Source organism: Synechocystis sp. IPPAS B-1465 (assembly GCF_003015225.1).
GTDB lineage: Bacteria > Cyanobacteriota > Cyanobacteriia > Cyanobacteriales > Microcystaceae > Synechocystis.
This window is the reverse complement of record NZ_CP028094.1, coordinates 1,463,723-1,477,772: the sequence shown is the minus strand read 5'-3', so window position 1 is coordinate 1,477,772 and position 14,050 is coordinate 1,463,723. Positions and strand designations below refer to the sequence as shown.

At 49.8% G+C, this 14,050-nt stretch carries 13 protein-coding genes and 1 pseudogene; 6 read left to right on the top strand and 8 right to left on the bottom strand.

The window, feature by feature from the left end; translation table 11 throughout:
* Positions 1-64 precede the first annotated feature (64 nt).
* Positions 65-1,309 carry a trans-acting enoyl reductase family protein gene (locus C7I86_RS06955; protein ID WP_010872541.1) on the top strand — a complete coding sequence of 415 codons (1,245 nt, stop codon included), beginning with the start codon at positions 65-67 and terminating at the stop codon, positions 1,307-1,309.
* Here C7I86_RS06955 and C7I86_RS06950 read toward each other — a convergent pair.
* The 7 genes from C7I86_RS06950 to C7I86_RS06920 all read right to left on the bottom strand — a co-directional run bounded on the left by C7I86_RS06950 (position 1,299) and on the right by C7I86_RS06920 (position 8,568).
* On the bottom strand, positions 1,299-2,111 hold the full coding sequence (locus C7I86_RS06950) for a carbohydrate ABC transporter permease (protein WP_010872540.1): 813 nt from the start codon (positions 2,109-2,111) through the stop codon (positions 1,299-1,301). The genes C7I86_RS06955 and C7I86_RS06950 overlap by 11 nt on opposite strands.
* A gap of 126 nt (positions 2,112-2,237) precedes the next feature.
* Positions 2,238-3,401 carry a GuaB3 family IMP dehydrogenase-related protein gene (locus C7I86_RS06945; RefSeq protein ID WP_010872539.1) on the bottom strand — a complete coding sequence of 388 codons (1,164 nt, stop codon included), beginning with the start codon at positions 3,399-3,401 and terminating at the stop codon, positions 2,238-2,240.
* A 102-nt stretch (positions 3,402-3,503) separates the two neighbouring features.
* Positions 3,504-4,982, bottom strand: a complete 1,479-nt coding sequence (locus C7I86_RS06940) for a hypothetical protein (protein ID WP_010872538.1) — start codon at positions 4,980-4,982, stop codon at positions 3,504-3,506.
* A gap of 25 nt (positions 4,983-5,007) precedes the next feature.
* A complete protein-coding gene (gene aspS / locus C7I86_RS06935) occupies positions 5,008-6,807 on the bottom strand; it encodes an aspartate--tRNA ligase (protein ID WP_010872537.1) in 1,800 nt (599 codons plus the stop codon).
* A 129-nt stretch (positions 6,808-6,936) separates the two neighbouring features.
* Positions 6,937-7,542, bottom strand: a complete 606-nt coding sequence (locus C7I86_RS06930; protein WP_010872536.1) for a nitroreductase family protein — start codon at positions 7,540-7,542, stop codon at positions 6,937-6,939.
* A 78-nt stretch (positions 7,543-7,620) separates the two neighbouring features.
* Positions 7,621-8,346: a 2-phosphosulfolactate phosphatase family protein gene (locus tag C7I86_RS06925; protein ID WP_010872535.1), complete on the bottom strand. Its 726-nt coding sequence runs from the start codon at positions 8,344-8,346 to the stop codon at positions 7,621-7,623.
* A 42-nt stretch (positions 8,347-8,388) separates the two neighbouring features.
* Entirely contained in the window at positions 8,389-8,568 is a 180-nt protein-coding gene (locus C7I86_RS06920; protein WP_041425809.1) for a hypothetical protein, read from the bottom strand.
* Positions 8,569-8,608: 40 nt separating this feature from the next.
* Here C7I86_RS06920 and fabZ point away from each other — a divergent pair, with 40 nt between their 5' ends.
* Together fabZ and C7I86_RS06910 are read left to right on the top strand one after the other, a co-directional pair.
* Positions 8,609-9,109, top strand: a complete 501-nt coding sequence (fabZ, locus tag C7I86_RS06915) for a 3-hydroxyacyl-ACP dehydratase FabZ (RefSeq protein WP_010872534.1) — start codon at positions 8,609-8,611, stop codon at positions 9,107-9,109.
* Between the two features lie 45 nt (positions 9,110-9,154).
* On the top strand, positions 9,155-9,943 hold the full coding sequence (locus C7I86_RS06910) for a YdcF family protein (protein WP_010872533.1): 789 nt from the start codon (positions 9,155-9,157) through the stop codon (positions 9,941-9,943).
* A gap of 53 nt (positions 9,944-9,996) precedes the next feature.
* Here the strand turns inward: C7I86_RS06910 and larE are convergent, their stop codons facing one another.
* On the bottom strand, positions 9,997-10,803 hold the full coding sequence (gene larE, locus C7I86_RS06905; protein ID WP_010872532.1) for an ATP-dependent sacrificial sulfur transferase LarE: 807 nt from the start codon (positions 10,801-10,803) through the stop codon (positions 9,997-9,999).
* A 176-nt stretch (positions 10,804-10,979) separates the two neighbouring features.
* Here larE and C7I86_RS06900 point away from each other — a divergent pair, with 176 nt between their 5' ends.
* The 3 genes and pseudogenes from C7I86_RS06900 to C7I86_RS06890 all read left to right on the top strand — a co-directional run bounded on the left by C7I86_RS06900 (position 10,980) and on the right by C7I86_RS06890 (position 14,002).
* The gene (locus tag C7I86_RS06900; RefSeq protein ID WP_020861716.1) at positions 10,980-11,180 is read left to right on the top strand and encodes a hypothetical protein; all 201 of its coding nucleotides are present in this window, start codon (positions 10,980-10,982) and stop codon (positions 11,178-11,180) included.
* An 82-nt stretch (positions 11,181-11,262) separates the two neighbouring features.
* Positions 11,263-11,601: pseudogene (locus C7I86_RS06895) on the top strand (transposase); the annotation flags it as partial.
* A gap of 88 nt (positions 11,602-11,689) precedes the next feature.
* Complete coding sequence (locus tag C7I86_RS06890) at positions 11,690-14,002, top strand: DUF3488 and DUF4129 domain-containing transglutaminase family protein (protein WP_010872531.1); 2,313 nt, start codon at positions 11,690-11,692, stop codon at positions 14,000-14,002.
* The last annotated feature ends 48 nt before the right edge of the window (positions 14,003-14,050 follow it).

The following is a 14,050-nucleotide window of genomic DNA, read 5'->3' as shown; positions in this document are numbered from 1 at the left end:
CAATCCAGACTATCCCATAGTCAGCTTTGTATCCCATTCAACCTTTCAACTACCGTTAAACTCTATGACGAAGCCATTGCCATATGACCTGATAATTGTGGGTGCGACGGGATTTGTCGGTGGGATTGTTTGCCGCTATTTGTTGTCCCACTGGGAAACTGCAGCAGCAAAAAACTGGGCGATCGCCGGCCGTTCCCAAGCTAAACTTGACCGTTTGGTTCAATCCCTTGGCCCTCAAGCTGCCCATTTGCCCACCTTTGTGGTTGATATCAAAGACGAAGCCGCTGTCACTACACTGTGCTCCCAAACCAAAGTTGTGGTTTCCACAGTCGGCCCCTATGCCCTTTATGGAGAAACCCTAGTCCGGGTTTGTGCCATTACCGGCACAGATTACTGCGATCTGACTGGGGAAGTCCAATGGGTACAACAAATGATCCAAAAATATGAGGCGATCGCCAAGCAATCAGGGGCTCGCATTGTCCATTGTTGCGGCTTCGATTCCATTCCTTCTGACCTCGGGGTGTATTACTTACAACAACAAAGTCAACGGCGTTGGGGGGAACCTTGCATCCGGGTCAAAATGGGGGTTAAAGCTTGCCAAGGTGGCATTTCCGGAGGCACGATCGCCAGTGGCATCAACCTGATTCAAGAGGCGATCGCCGATCCTTCCACCCGCCAGGCCCTCCGCAATCCTTACATCCTTTGCTTTAAACCTGATCACCGGTCTGACCATCCCCCCAGCCTCATCCCCGTGCAAAATGACCCCATCTTTTCCGGATGGACTGCCCCCTTTGTCATGGCAGGGATCAACACTCCCATTGTTTTACGTTCCAATACCCTCCAAAACGAAGTCTATGGTGAAGGGTTCCAATATGAGGAAGGCATCTTAACGGGGCCAGGGATAATCGGTTGGTTAGCAGCCCAGGGCATTAAATGGAGTTTGGATCTTATGGCCTTGGCTTTGGCGATCGGCCCCAGTCGATGGTTGTTACTCCAAATCCTACCTAAACCAGGGGAAGGCCCCACTGAAGAAGCTCAACAGCAGGGCTTTTATGATTTACGCTTTTGGGGAGAAACTGCCTCTGGCCAATCCACCATGGTCAAAGTTACAGGGGATCAAGACCCCGGCTATGGTTCCACGGCAAAAATATTAGCCCAAGCCGCATTATGTTTAGCCAAAGACAGACCCAAATCATCTCTCCAAGGCGGTTTCTGGACCCCTGCGGCTAGCTTTGGTCAGGATTTAATTCACCGGTTAATTGACTATGCTGGACTAACTTTTACCGAAGAAAATGGCTCTACCCTTTGACTCCACTGCTGGCCTCGGAGGGGATGATATAACGTTGCACAAACAGAAATAGTACGATAATGGGAGCAATAGCAATCACGGAAGCCGCTGCAATGAGCCGCCAGTCAAAATCCAAAGCACTAGATAATTGAGCAACGCCCAAAGGCAATGTGTAATATTCTGGTTGATCGAGCACAATCAGTGGCCAGAGAAAATCGCTCCAGGCACCGATAAAAACAAAAATAGCTAGGGTTACCAGGGCAGGGCGAATGGCCGGAATCATAATGTGCCACCAAATACCCAGTTCTCGACAACCATCGATGCGGCCCGCTTCTTCCAATTCCTTGGGCACCCCTTGGAAAGCTTGCCGGAGCAGAAAAATACCAAAGGCAGAAGCAAGGCTGGGGAAGATAATGCCCACGTAGCTATTCCTGAGCCCTAAATTCACTGCCAGAATGTAGAGGGGAATCATGATTAACTGGAAAGGAATCATCAACGTGGCCACGATCGCCGCTAGGGTCATGTCCCGACCGACAAAGTTTAAACGGGCCAGGGGATAGGCGGCCAGGGCGCAAAAAAACAAGTTAAGGGCCACAGTGATGCTGGACACCACCACGCTGTTGAATAGGTAACGGCCAAAGGGATAGTCTTGCCAAACCTTGATAAAATTCCCCAGGTTGGGTTGCCGGGGTAACAATTGTCCCAAACCCCCAAAGACATCCTCCGTCGGGGCCTTCAACGCCGTAGCTACCAACCACAGCAACGGTAACAACATGGCGATCGCCAATAGGACTAAAACTAGGTAAGTTTTCCAGTGTTTCACAGCGGCGGGGTAATAGCGGGTAGTGGTGGGGCATTGGTCAACAAGGCCCAGACCAGGGTAACAAATAAACCCAATAAAAATCCCCCCAGAATAATCCCAGGGGGTTGATAGTTGCAATGGCAAGAATTACTTACCCATACCCAACTGTTGGGCTTTTTGGTAAACCTTACCCTCCGTGAGCAGGGAAGGGGCAATGACCACATCCACCTGTTGCATCTCTTTCATATCTTTGGCTCCTAGGGTGCCCATGCTAGTTTTTATTGCCCCCAGTAGATTATGGGTGCCGTCATCCAATTTGGCGGGCCCTACTAAAATTTCCCGAATGGTGCCAGTGGTACCGACGTTGATGCGAGTACCCCGGGGTAATACGGGACTGGGGGTGGCCATACCCCAATGGAAACCACGGCCGGGAGCTTCCGCCGCCCTGGCAATGGGGGAACCAATCATCACTGCATCAGCACCGCAGGCAATACATTTACAGATGTCCCCACCAGTAATGATGCCCCCATCGGCAATGACAGGCACGTAACGACCCGTTTCTTGCAAATAGTCATCTCTGGCTGCTGCACAATCGGCGATCGCCGTCGGTTGAGGTACCCCTACTCCCAAAACTCCCCGGGAAGTACAGGCCGCACCGGGGCCAATACCCACCAGCACCGCCGCTGCACCGGCCCGCATCAACTCCAGGCTGACTTCGTAGGTAACGCAATTGCCCAACACCACCGGCATGGGCATTTCCTGACAAAGCTTGACCAGGTCCAAACTCTCCACCGATTCGGGGGATAGGTGGGCCGTGGAGACCACTGTGGCCTGGATAAATAACAAATCCGCCCCAGCTTCGGCCACCGTACTGGCATATTTAGATGCCCCCACCGGAGTCAGACTAACTGCGGCAATGCCCCCAGCGGCTTGGATTTCTTGAATGCGCTTGGTAATTAACTCCGGCTTGATGGGTTCGGCGTAGAGTTCCTGCATTAACCCCACAAATTCCGTTTTGCCCACCGAAGCGATGCGGTCCAAAATCGGATTGGGATCTTCGTAGCGGGTTTGAATGCCCTCTAAATTGACTACCCCCAAAGCGCCTAGTTCGGATAGTAGTACTGCCATGCGGCTGTCCACAACCCCATCCATGGCGCTGGCAATAATGGGGATTTCCCGCTCAATGGCGCCCACTTTCCAGCGGGTATCGGCCAGGGCTGGGTCTAAGGTCCGCACTCCGGGAACCAGTGCAATTTCGTCGATACCATAGGCTCGACGGGCTGTTTTTCCCCGTCCAATCGTAATGTTCACGCTTACTTACTATTCCCAAACTGTTTAAATTAGCGTACCAAATAATCTGACCCTTTGGACGTCAGCACAGCCTAATAACCCTAATCCAGTGGGGATCAGAGCCTATGGCATCCAACGGGGAGCAAAACCAGCGGTCAATTCTTGGGGATCGGGATCCGCATCGGTTTCCGTGGCCAAATCTCCGGGTAGGGGCAACAACCAAACTCGTCCATCCACAATGGATCTTTGAGAATTGGTGAGAAGATCATGGGAACCAAGAGTAGGTCCTGTGGCTACCTGGTCAAACATTAACCCCAGACCATCGGGAGCAACGGTGAGATCAACTTCGGGGTAATTGGGTAAAGCTAAGAGGGGGCGGGCTTGACCGTCGGTTAAATTAATCACCGCCAGGTAGGGTTCTGGTTGCACAGGCTCGCCTTCCCGTTGGATAAAATCCGCCTGCAAGCAATAGGCCCTGGGTTGGGAGCGGGGGTCAAAACGACAGCTTATTAGGGGGTAGGGACCCCGTAAAACTTCCCTTTGAGTGCGTTCCTGCAGGTCGTAAACAATTAGGGAATGGCTAAAGTCTGGGTTTTGTTGGCTTAATAGCAATTGTTTGCCATCAGCAGAAAAATCCAAGGCTTGCTCCATTGCTTCCAAAAAATGGGGCGCCCCGGCCTCCGGAATTAGGGGAATTAAACCCACTCCCCCCTCCTGGCCCACTGCAAGGAAATTACCATTGGGTCCAACAATAAATTTTTCGGCCCTAATACCTAGAGGTCTGGGATTTTCTCCACTGGGGGCTACCCACAAACCAGAGTCAGCAGAATTTTGAGCATTTTCTCTAGCAATAACTAACATACTGCCGTTAGCAGCCAGGGCAATGCGCTGGTTATCATAATCCTGGTCTTCCCAAAGCCTTTCCAATTTGCCTGGTAGAACTTTAGTTTGGGTGTTGAGGTTATTAATACCGGTGGCGACAGTGAAAATATTCTGTTGTCCCCCCCGACGGGTCGGATCGGTGGCGGTGAAAATCAGGCGATCGCCTTGGGGATAAATTTGAAACTGTCGAACGGTGAGGTCCTTAGGGGTGAGGATAATTTTTTGGGGTTGTTGGGGGTTGGTGATGTTGTAGAGAATTAACCTTCCCCTTTCTTCGCCGGCCACACCAATATAGGCCAAAGCCCGGGCCCGACTGGTGATCAGACTGGTGAAATCCTGTCCCCTTGGACCCCGCACCATGGCAGGTAAAGGTAAGGTCAATTGATAGTTAGTGCCATAACGGGGGATGTCCGTTAGGGTGTAGAACCAACGCCGCCCCTGCCAAATGGTTTTGCCCGCCAGGGGTGGGTCAATTACCAAGCCTGACTCCATTACGTCCGGGTCAACGGGATGGTTAAAAGTCATGGTCAGGGCCTGGGTTTGGGCCCCGATGTTGGTGTTGCGCCAACTGTATTGCGTTACCATCAGGGGACTTTGATTGCCCCGTAATAGCACCACCGCAATTAGAAGAACCAAAACGATGGCGATCGCCCCCACGGTGCGGTCAAAGAGGCTCAATTTTTTCCATAAAGCCGTAGTAGGGGAAAAACGTTCCATCATGGGGGCCAATAAAAAACAGGGCTACCTAGTCGTCCACTTTAACTTTAGGGACGTAAGTAGAAGCCACGGACAATTCCTTGAGTTGTTTTTTATCCACCGCCGCTGGTGCTTCCGTGAGCAGACAACTGGCCTGTTGGGTTTTGGGGAAAGCAATCACATCCCGAATGGAATCTTCTTTAGCCAACAACATCACTAACCGGTCTAAACCGTAGGCAATGCCGCCGTGGGGAGGGGTGCCATACTCGAACGCATCCAATAGGAAACCAAATTTTTCGTGGGCTTCTTCGGGGGATAAACCGATGGTGGCAAAAACTTTTTCCTGTACTTCCCGTTGGTAAATCCGCAAACTACCGCCGCCAATTTCCACGCCGTTCATGACCAAATCGTAGGCCTGGGCCCGGGCAGTTTTCAGATCGCCTAAATCATCGGGGTGGGGCGCAGTGAAAGGATGGTGCAGAGCTTCAAAGCGTTTTTCATCACTATTCCACTCGAACATGGGGAAGTCGGTGATCCAAAGCAGGTTAATGGCATCGGGATCGATCAAACCCAACTGTTCTCCCAGCACCAACCGGAGGCGGGAAAGGGATTTATCCACCGTGGCAGTGTCTCCGGCACCAAACAGGAGTAAGTCTCCGGCTTCAGCTTGGGTTAATTGCAGTAACGTTTTTACCTGGGCCTCATCTAGGTTCTCTTTAATAGCCCCAATGGTGTCGATTTCTCCGTTATCCCGCACCCGAATGTAGGCAATGCCCTTAGCGCCCGCTTCCGTGGCTTCTTTGAACAAATCTCCGCCGGGTTTAATCCGCACATTGGAAATAGTCTCATTGCCCCCCGGCACCCGGATAGCTTTGATGGACCCCCCACTACTGACGGCAGCGGAAAAAACCTTAAAACCTGTGTTACCCAGCAGGTCGGAAACGTCCACCAATTCCAAACCAAAACGGGTATCCGGGCGATCATTGCCATACTTAGCCATTGATTCTTGATAGGTCAATCGGGGAAATGGCCGGGGCAAATCGATATTTTTAACAACTTTGAAAATGTGGCAAATTAACGCTTCGTTGAGGTCAAGAATTTCCTCCTGGCCCATAAAGCTCATTTCCATATCCAACTGGGTAAATTCCGGTTGGCGATCGGCTCTTAAATCTTCATCCCGAAAACAACGGGCAATTTGATAATAACGATCCATCCCCGCCACCATCAATAATTGCTTAAACAGTTGGGGCGATTGGGGCAGAGCGTACCATTCCCCTGGGTTAACTCGGGAGGGAACAAGATAATCCCTGGCCCCTTCGGGGGTGGAACGGGTGAGAATGGGGGTTTCAATTTCCAGAAAATTCTCTTGATCTTCCAGGAAACGGCGCATAGCTTTGACCACTTGATGCCGCAGTTGTAGATTTTGACTCAACCTAGCCCGCCGCAGATCTAGATAACGGTATTTAAGGCGCACATCTTCCCGCACCTGTTCTGCTTCGTGACTAGACACCACAAAAGGTAATTGTTGATTGACGCCGTTGAGCAAGATAATGCTGTCGGCATAGATCTCAATTTCCCCGGTGGGAATTTTTTCGTTCAATGATTCCGGGGGACGTTTACTGACCACACCGGTAACTTGCACCACGTATTCATTACGTAATCCTTCCGCCACTGGATAGGAAGCGGGGGTTTGGTCAGGACTACTGGCGATTTGCACTATGCCCTGGCGATCGCGCAGGTCAAGGAAAATTACGCCACCATGATCCCGACGGCGATCGACCCAACCGTAGAGGGTCACTGTCTCCCCCAGATGGGTTGTCCGTAGGTCGCCGCAATAATGAGTACGCATAGAGGTGTTAATCAAGCAAAATTTCGTTGAACAGCAGGAGTTAGGGGTGAGAAGTAAGCGTTAAATGGGAGTCGGAGCGGGTTCAGCAATTAGCCACTCAACACTAAATTGCTAAACACCAAACCTTAGTTAGGCAAAGGAGTTTTCCCAGACCAATTCTTCCAGGGGAGTTTGACCGCCTTTTGCCCGGGCATCTTCGGTGCGTTTACCGATCGCCACCATGGGGCCAATGGCATAGTCAGCGGGTAATTTGACCAACTCGGCTACCTTTTGGAGGTCAAAGCCGATCATGGGACAGCTATCATAGCCCATGGCCTTGGCCGCCAACATCAAATTTTGCATGGCCATGCCAATGGACCGTTGGGCTTCATCCCGTTGCAACTGTGGTTTGCCACCATAGAAAGAGGCGATCGCCCCAACAAGATAATTGGCCACTTCCCGGGGGGCATTGCGCCAGTAACGGGCGGGGTCTTTATCCCAAGCGTTAACATCCGCCGCTACCAAAATTAACAGGGAAGCGTCGGTCATTTGGGCCTGATTGCCATATTTTTCCCGGATGGTTTGCCGCAGTTGGGGATCCCGAATGATCAAGAATCGCCAATGTTGGATGTTAAAACTAGTGGGAGCTTGGATGGCCGCTTCGAGCAACTTTCTTTCTTCTTCGGCCGTTAAACGATGGTCAGGGTCAAAATGCTTAACCGATCGCCGTTGGTAAATAGCGTCAAAGGTGTCCATAGTGTTTTAGCAATGATAGCTAGGAAAATGATTAGGAGAAGAGAACTCAAAACTTAAATATAAAGACAATTCTCGAATTTAAGCAGCGGTCAACACCCCTGGCGACACTTGTTTGGGCAGAATATCAATTAAATCCTCTGTGGCGCAGTAGCGCAAATCCTCTAGGCGGTCAAGCTTGAGTAGCCGTTGGCCATGGCTGGCTTGTTTAAACAAATTCAGTAAATCACTCCGCCATTGGCGGTACAAACTTTGGGCCGCCACCACTTCATCATTGCCCACGGTGAAATCAATGCCTTTTTCCCGGAGCAAGCTGGCGATCGCCCCAGCACAGACCGTATCTTCTAGGGAATAACCCCCTTCCCAACCGGAACCCAATAGCCACACTGTTTTGGGCTGGGTTTGGGCTAGGTAATCCACCGCCGCTCCCCGGTTAACCAAAGAAGCTGTGACCAACTGAGGACAATCCTTCACCCTCTGCAAAGCCCTAGTGCCATTGGTGGTGGAAAGAAACAATCTTTTCCCCGCCATCAACTCCGACGTACAATCTAAGGGAGAATTACCCAAATCGTAGCCCGCCACGGCGGCCCCGCCCCTTTCCCCCGCCCGGAGACGTTTTTCCCCCGGCCAGGATTCACTGGTGGCCATCAAATCATCAAGGGAGCTAAAAACCTGAACCGCTTCTGCGCCAACTTTTAAGGCAGTGGCGATCGTGGTCGTAGCCCGTAGGACATCAATAACCACGGCACAGTCAGGCAAGGATTGATCTGGTGTTAATTCCGGCGTGTGATAAACAAAGATTTCCACAGGATTTGGCGGATTGTTTGGGGAATGAACAACCCTCCCATCTTATCGGTAGTGGGCCAACCCGGAAGAAGAATTGGCCAATTTTTCTGGGCTCATGGCCCAGGGGGGATCCCAATGGGCTTTAAACTGGTTTTCGGTGGCGATCGGGCCTAGAACCTGGCCAAAGTGCTGGACCTTAACTAAGCGTTGCTGGGAATAACCTGGTTTGCCAAAGTTTTTCAAAAATTTTCGTTTGTCCTAGATTTTTAGCAAAAGTTTTCCCATGGCAATGTCAACTCCGGAGGTGACTCCCACTTTAAGCGATAGTAATGGCAATGAAGCCGGTGTCCAAACCCAATTTACTATCCAGGAAATTAGTGATTTACTGCCCCACCGTTACCCCTTCGCCTTGGTGGACCGCATCATTGATTTTCAACCGGGTAAATGCGCCGTTGGCCTAAAGAATGTCACCATCAACGAACCGTTTTTTCCCGGCCATATTCCCGATCGCCCGATTATGCCGGGGGTGTTAATTGTGGAATCCATGGCCCAGGTGGGGGGAGTGATTTTGACCCAACTGCCGGGGATGCGGGGTAAATTCTTCGCCTTTGCTGGCATTGATGGGGTGCGGTTCCGGCGGCCAGTGGTGCCTGGGGATCAGCTAATTATGACAGTGGAATTACAATCCTTTAAACTGCAACGCATTGCCAAAATGCAAGGGGAAGCTAGGGTCGATGGACAACTGGTTTGTGGGGGGGAAATGCTCTTTTCCCTAATTGATTAGGCAAAATCGATAGAAATTGTCATTTAGTTGGCATTTTGCCCAGTTATGTTCGTTTTTCTCTCCAAACTTTTACCCCTATTCCTCTATCCCCTGGGGCTAATTTCCTTACTGCTGTTGGGAATTATTTTTTGGAGTTGGCGACAGCAGTTGGGTTTGCAGTGGCTGGCCCTGGTGGCGCTGGCTATTTTACTAGTCAGTGCTAATAGCTGGGTTAGCGATGCCCTGCTACGGACTTTGGAGTATCAATATCTGCCTATGGAAGATTTCCCCCAAGCCCCAGTTATTGTTGTTTTGGGGGGCGGTCTTTACCAGGCCACCTATCCCCGGCAATTTCCCGAAGTGGCCGAAGCTGGCGATCGGGTTATCTACGGCGCACAAATCTACCAAGAGGGCAAAGCTCCCTACATTATTACCACGGGGGGAAGGATTCCTTGGTTGGGCACAGTGGCCACCTCGGAAGCGGAGGATATGGCCCTATTGTTGCAACGGTTGGACGTGCCTAGGGAAGCTATCATCAAAGAAGAGAAATCCCTTAATACCAGGCAAAATGCGGTTTTTACCCAGAAAATTCTCCAGCAACGGGGTATAAACACGATTATTTTGGTCACGTCTGGTTACCATATGCCCAGGGCCAAAAGAGTATTTGAAAAACTGGGTATCATTGTCATTCCCGCCGCCACCGACTTTTTGAGTCAACCTTTGGGCAGAAATAATTTCAACCTTGCCAACGTCATCCTTGGTCTGATGCCCGATGCCAAAAGTCTGCAAATGACCACCATGGCCCTGAAGGAATATTTAGGGCTGGTTATTTATAAACTGCAGGGCTGGGTTTAGCCTTGGGCTTTCCCCTGTTCCAAAGAACTAGGCTGGGATGCCGTTGGTTTTGGTTATTTGGTCAAAACCCGATTTAGCTTGCCGCTTTGGTAACCTTCTAGGTCTAGGGTGACGTAAAGGAAACCAAAGTTTTGAAAAGTTTGCACTAATTCCCCCAGGGACACATCCTGTACAAACTGTTGGATCTGTTCCGGGGGCAATTCAATGCGGGCCAAATTTTGTTCCGATCGCACCCGGACTTGGTTATAGCCGAGACGACGCAGATAAATTTCTGCCCGGCCGACCCGCTGTAATTTCTCCACTGTGATTTCTTCGCCGTAGGGAAAGCGGGAGCTTAAACAAGGTTGGGCTGGTTTATCCCACCAGGGCAACCCCAATAACTGGGAAATTTGCCGCACTTCCAACTTGCTAATTTGCAATTCGGCCAATGGCGATCGCCCACCCCGTTCCTTAGCTGCTTGGATACCGGGGCGATAATCCCGTAGATCATCTCCATTGACTCCATCGATAACGTAGTTGTAACCCAGGGCCAAAGCTAAGGGCTGAAGGGTGTCGTGGAGTTCACTTTTGCAAAAATAACAACGATTTTCCGGGTTGGCAGTGTAATTAGGGTTAGCCATTTCGTTGGTTTGCACCAGTTCATGGGCAATGCCAATCCATTGAGCTTGGGCCTGGGCATCTTCCAATTCTTCCGGTAACAGGGAGGGTGAAACGGCGGTGATAGCCACGGCATTTTGCCCCAACACGTCGTAGGCTACCTTGGCCACTAGGGTACTATCCACTCCACCGGAATAGGCAATTAAAGCCCGGTCTAGTTCCCCAAAGAATTGCCGCAGATTTTCAAGTTTGCTTTCTAACATAGCCTTTGGCGATCGTCCTTATTTGTCGATTGTTGATCAAATTCACTTCTAACGGTAACAAAATCTTTGGCAGGTAAAAGTCATCGGCCCAAAGACCGAAAAACATCTTTTTTTACTTGGCATACTAAAGACCTTTAAGCGATTATAATGCTCATAGATTTACCGGGGAAAATGTCATGGGTAGTAATAGGGAAAAAGAACGTCTCATTTGGCAAAAAAGAATACTGGAGCTTGAAATAGAGAAGTTGAAAAGACAAAAAGCTCATAATCATCAGTCGAAAAAGGATGAATTGAGTGATTTGACCGACACTGCTATGGGGGGCGCATCAATTGCCGCTGGCACTGTCGCCGGAGTTGCCACATCTTCTCGTCTGTAAATGTTCGTCTTCGTTTTTGACTCATTGGGACATTCTCCTTGATTTTTGGCTCTTCTCTAATGTCCATTTTTTTTAGTCAGGATCAGAAACGGCTCTGGATGCTTTTTCTCAGAAATGGGATAACTTCTACCCAGCCATCAGTCAAATCTGGTTACGTCATTGGGACCATGTCATTTCCATTTTTGACTATCCTAAGGAGATAAGCCGCGTTATTTACACTACCAATGCGATTGAATCCTTAAATAGCCCTTTTTGCAAGATTATCAAAATAAAATCCGTTTTTCCCGGTGAAGATTCTGTTTTTAAGCTATCATATTCAGCAATGATAAACATCACTAAAAAATGGCAGCGCCCTATACGAGATTGGCGAGCCGCTGCTTCCCATTTTGCTGTTCTTTTTCCTGAACGCTTTTCACTTTAATTCTCCTCTTTACACAAAATCTTGATCACTCTCGTTTGTGTCTCACAAAACGCAATTTCGTTAACATCAAACTCCTTTCTATCCATCCATGACTTTCTCCTTCCCCATGGCCCGTTGGCTAGAGCAATGGCAAGCCCGTCTGCAAAACTTGCCCGAGTCTAAAACGGAGGAATCGATTGTTTTCCGCATTTTGGTGCAGTTAATGGTGATTGTGGGCATTGTGGCCACAGACGTAGCGGCCCAAACCACCTGGAGTTTATGGGCCATTCCCCTCAGTGTCATTGGCTCTTGGTGGAGTTGGCGTCAAAGAAAAAAGAAGAATATTGCCCTCAAATTTCTGCTGGCGATCGCCATGGTGGCCATGTTGTTTGTCTTTTTGGGCAACTTGGTGGAAAATCTCAATGCTAGCCAGGTGGCCCTAGCGGGATTATTGGTGCAACTACAGGTATTGCACAGTTTTGATTTGCCTCAGCGGAAAGATTTAGGCTATTCCATGGTGATTGGGCTCATCCTTTTAGGAGTGGCGGGGACTTTATCCCAAACTCTCGCTTTTGCCCCCTGGTTATTGCTTTTTCTCGCCGTAGCTATTCCCACTTTGGTGTTGGATTACCGTTCTCGTTTGGGGCTAGAAGAAATTCCATTTTCCCTACCGTTCTGGAAAAGTGCAGAGAAAGCTAGGCGATCGGAGCGGACGGAATATTCCCCCTTAGTACCGAAAAAGTTATTCGCTCTGTTAGCGGTCACCCTGGCCTTCGGTTTGTTACTCTTTGCTCTGATGCCTCGCTTTCCCGGTTATAGACTGCAAAGTTTTCCCGTCTCTAGTCCTGGGGAAATGCAACAACAAACTTTTGAGGGGCAAAACCAAGATATCAACAACCCTGGTTACCGTCGAGGAAATGGCACTGGTACCGGCGGAGAGGGAGATGGTTCAGAACCCGGCCAGGTGGACGACACCTTCTACTACGGTTTCAACAGCCGTATGAATCAAAATTTACGGGGGGAAATGACCAAACAGTTAGTTCTGCGGGTACGTTCCCAAGCGCCAGGTTTTTGGAAAGCGTTATCTTTTGACCGCTATACGGGCCAGGGTTGGGAAATTAGTGATAACGAGAAGATCACCACAGTGGAACGATCGCCGTGGTCCTATCGTTTTGTGCTGGATAACATTGACTCCTTCCTGGAAACGGAAAATGTGGTGCAAACCTATACCGCTGTGGAGGATTTACCCAACGTAATTCCCAGTCTTTACCATCCCCGGTTTTTATACTTTCCCACCAGGGAAGTTGGCATAGACAGCAATGGCAGTTTACGATCGCCGGTGGGTTTGCTAAAAGACATTACCTACACAGTGATTTCAGAAGTGCCGGTGCGAGATCGCACTAGGTTGCAGGAGTACCGCATTCCCCCGGAAGTGAAAATTGACCCCCAATTGCTCCAAGTTCCCCCCGATATCAAATCGGCGGTGCGGGTTAAAGCGCAAGAACTGTTAGCTAAATCAGAACGGCCCCTAGAAACCCCCTATGAAATTTCCCTCTACCTAACCCAAGCTCTCAAGCAAAATTACCGCATTCGCACTGATTTACCATTTTTTGAAGACGATGAAGATTTGGTCAGCGCCTTTTTGTTTGAATACGAAGGGGGGTTGCCGGACCACTTTGCTACAGTGTTGACCATTATGTTGCGGAGTTTAGACATTCCCGCTCGATTAACCGTGGGCTTTGCTCCCGGACAGTTTAACCCTTTCACTGGTTATTATTTGGTCCATAATACCGATGCCTACGCCTTGACGGAGGTACTTTTCCCCCGGCTGGGTTGGTTTATGTTCGACCCCATTCCTGGCCACGAACTCTATCCTCCCTCCATCGAAGATAACGAAACCTTTAGCGTGCTTCAGCAAATCTGGCGTTGGGTGGCCGGTTGGTTGCCTTCTCCGGTGAGCGGCTTTCTGGCTAATGTCTGGGCTGCTGTTACCGGATTCCTGGTCACTGTTTTACGGTGGTTCTGGAATTTAATTTCCACTAGTTTGGGCGGCGCTTTACTCGGACTCATTTTGGCGATCGCCGCTGGTTTTCTGGGTTGGCTTGGTTGGACCCAGGCTAAACGTTGGTTACAATATCGTCGCTTAGCCCAACTCCATCCTATGGCTAGGCTTTATCAAACTTTGCTGTATGACTTGGAGCAAAGGGGTTTTCGCAAAAGTCGAGCCCAAACCCCAGGGGAATTTGCCCAATCCCTGCGGGAACATCTAACTCCAGAGCAGGTAGAAATAATTGTGGAAATTTCCACAGCCTATGTGGCTTGGCGTTATGGAGAGCAACAACCCCACCTAGATTATCTGGGTCAGCAGTTTAAACTTCTAGAACACAGTTGGCGGAGCAAGGCAAAAACGAAGTTACCCTAAAATATGCCTGTGCTTAAATGGACAATTTTTTGAAATTAAACAGTAACA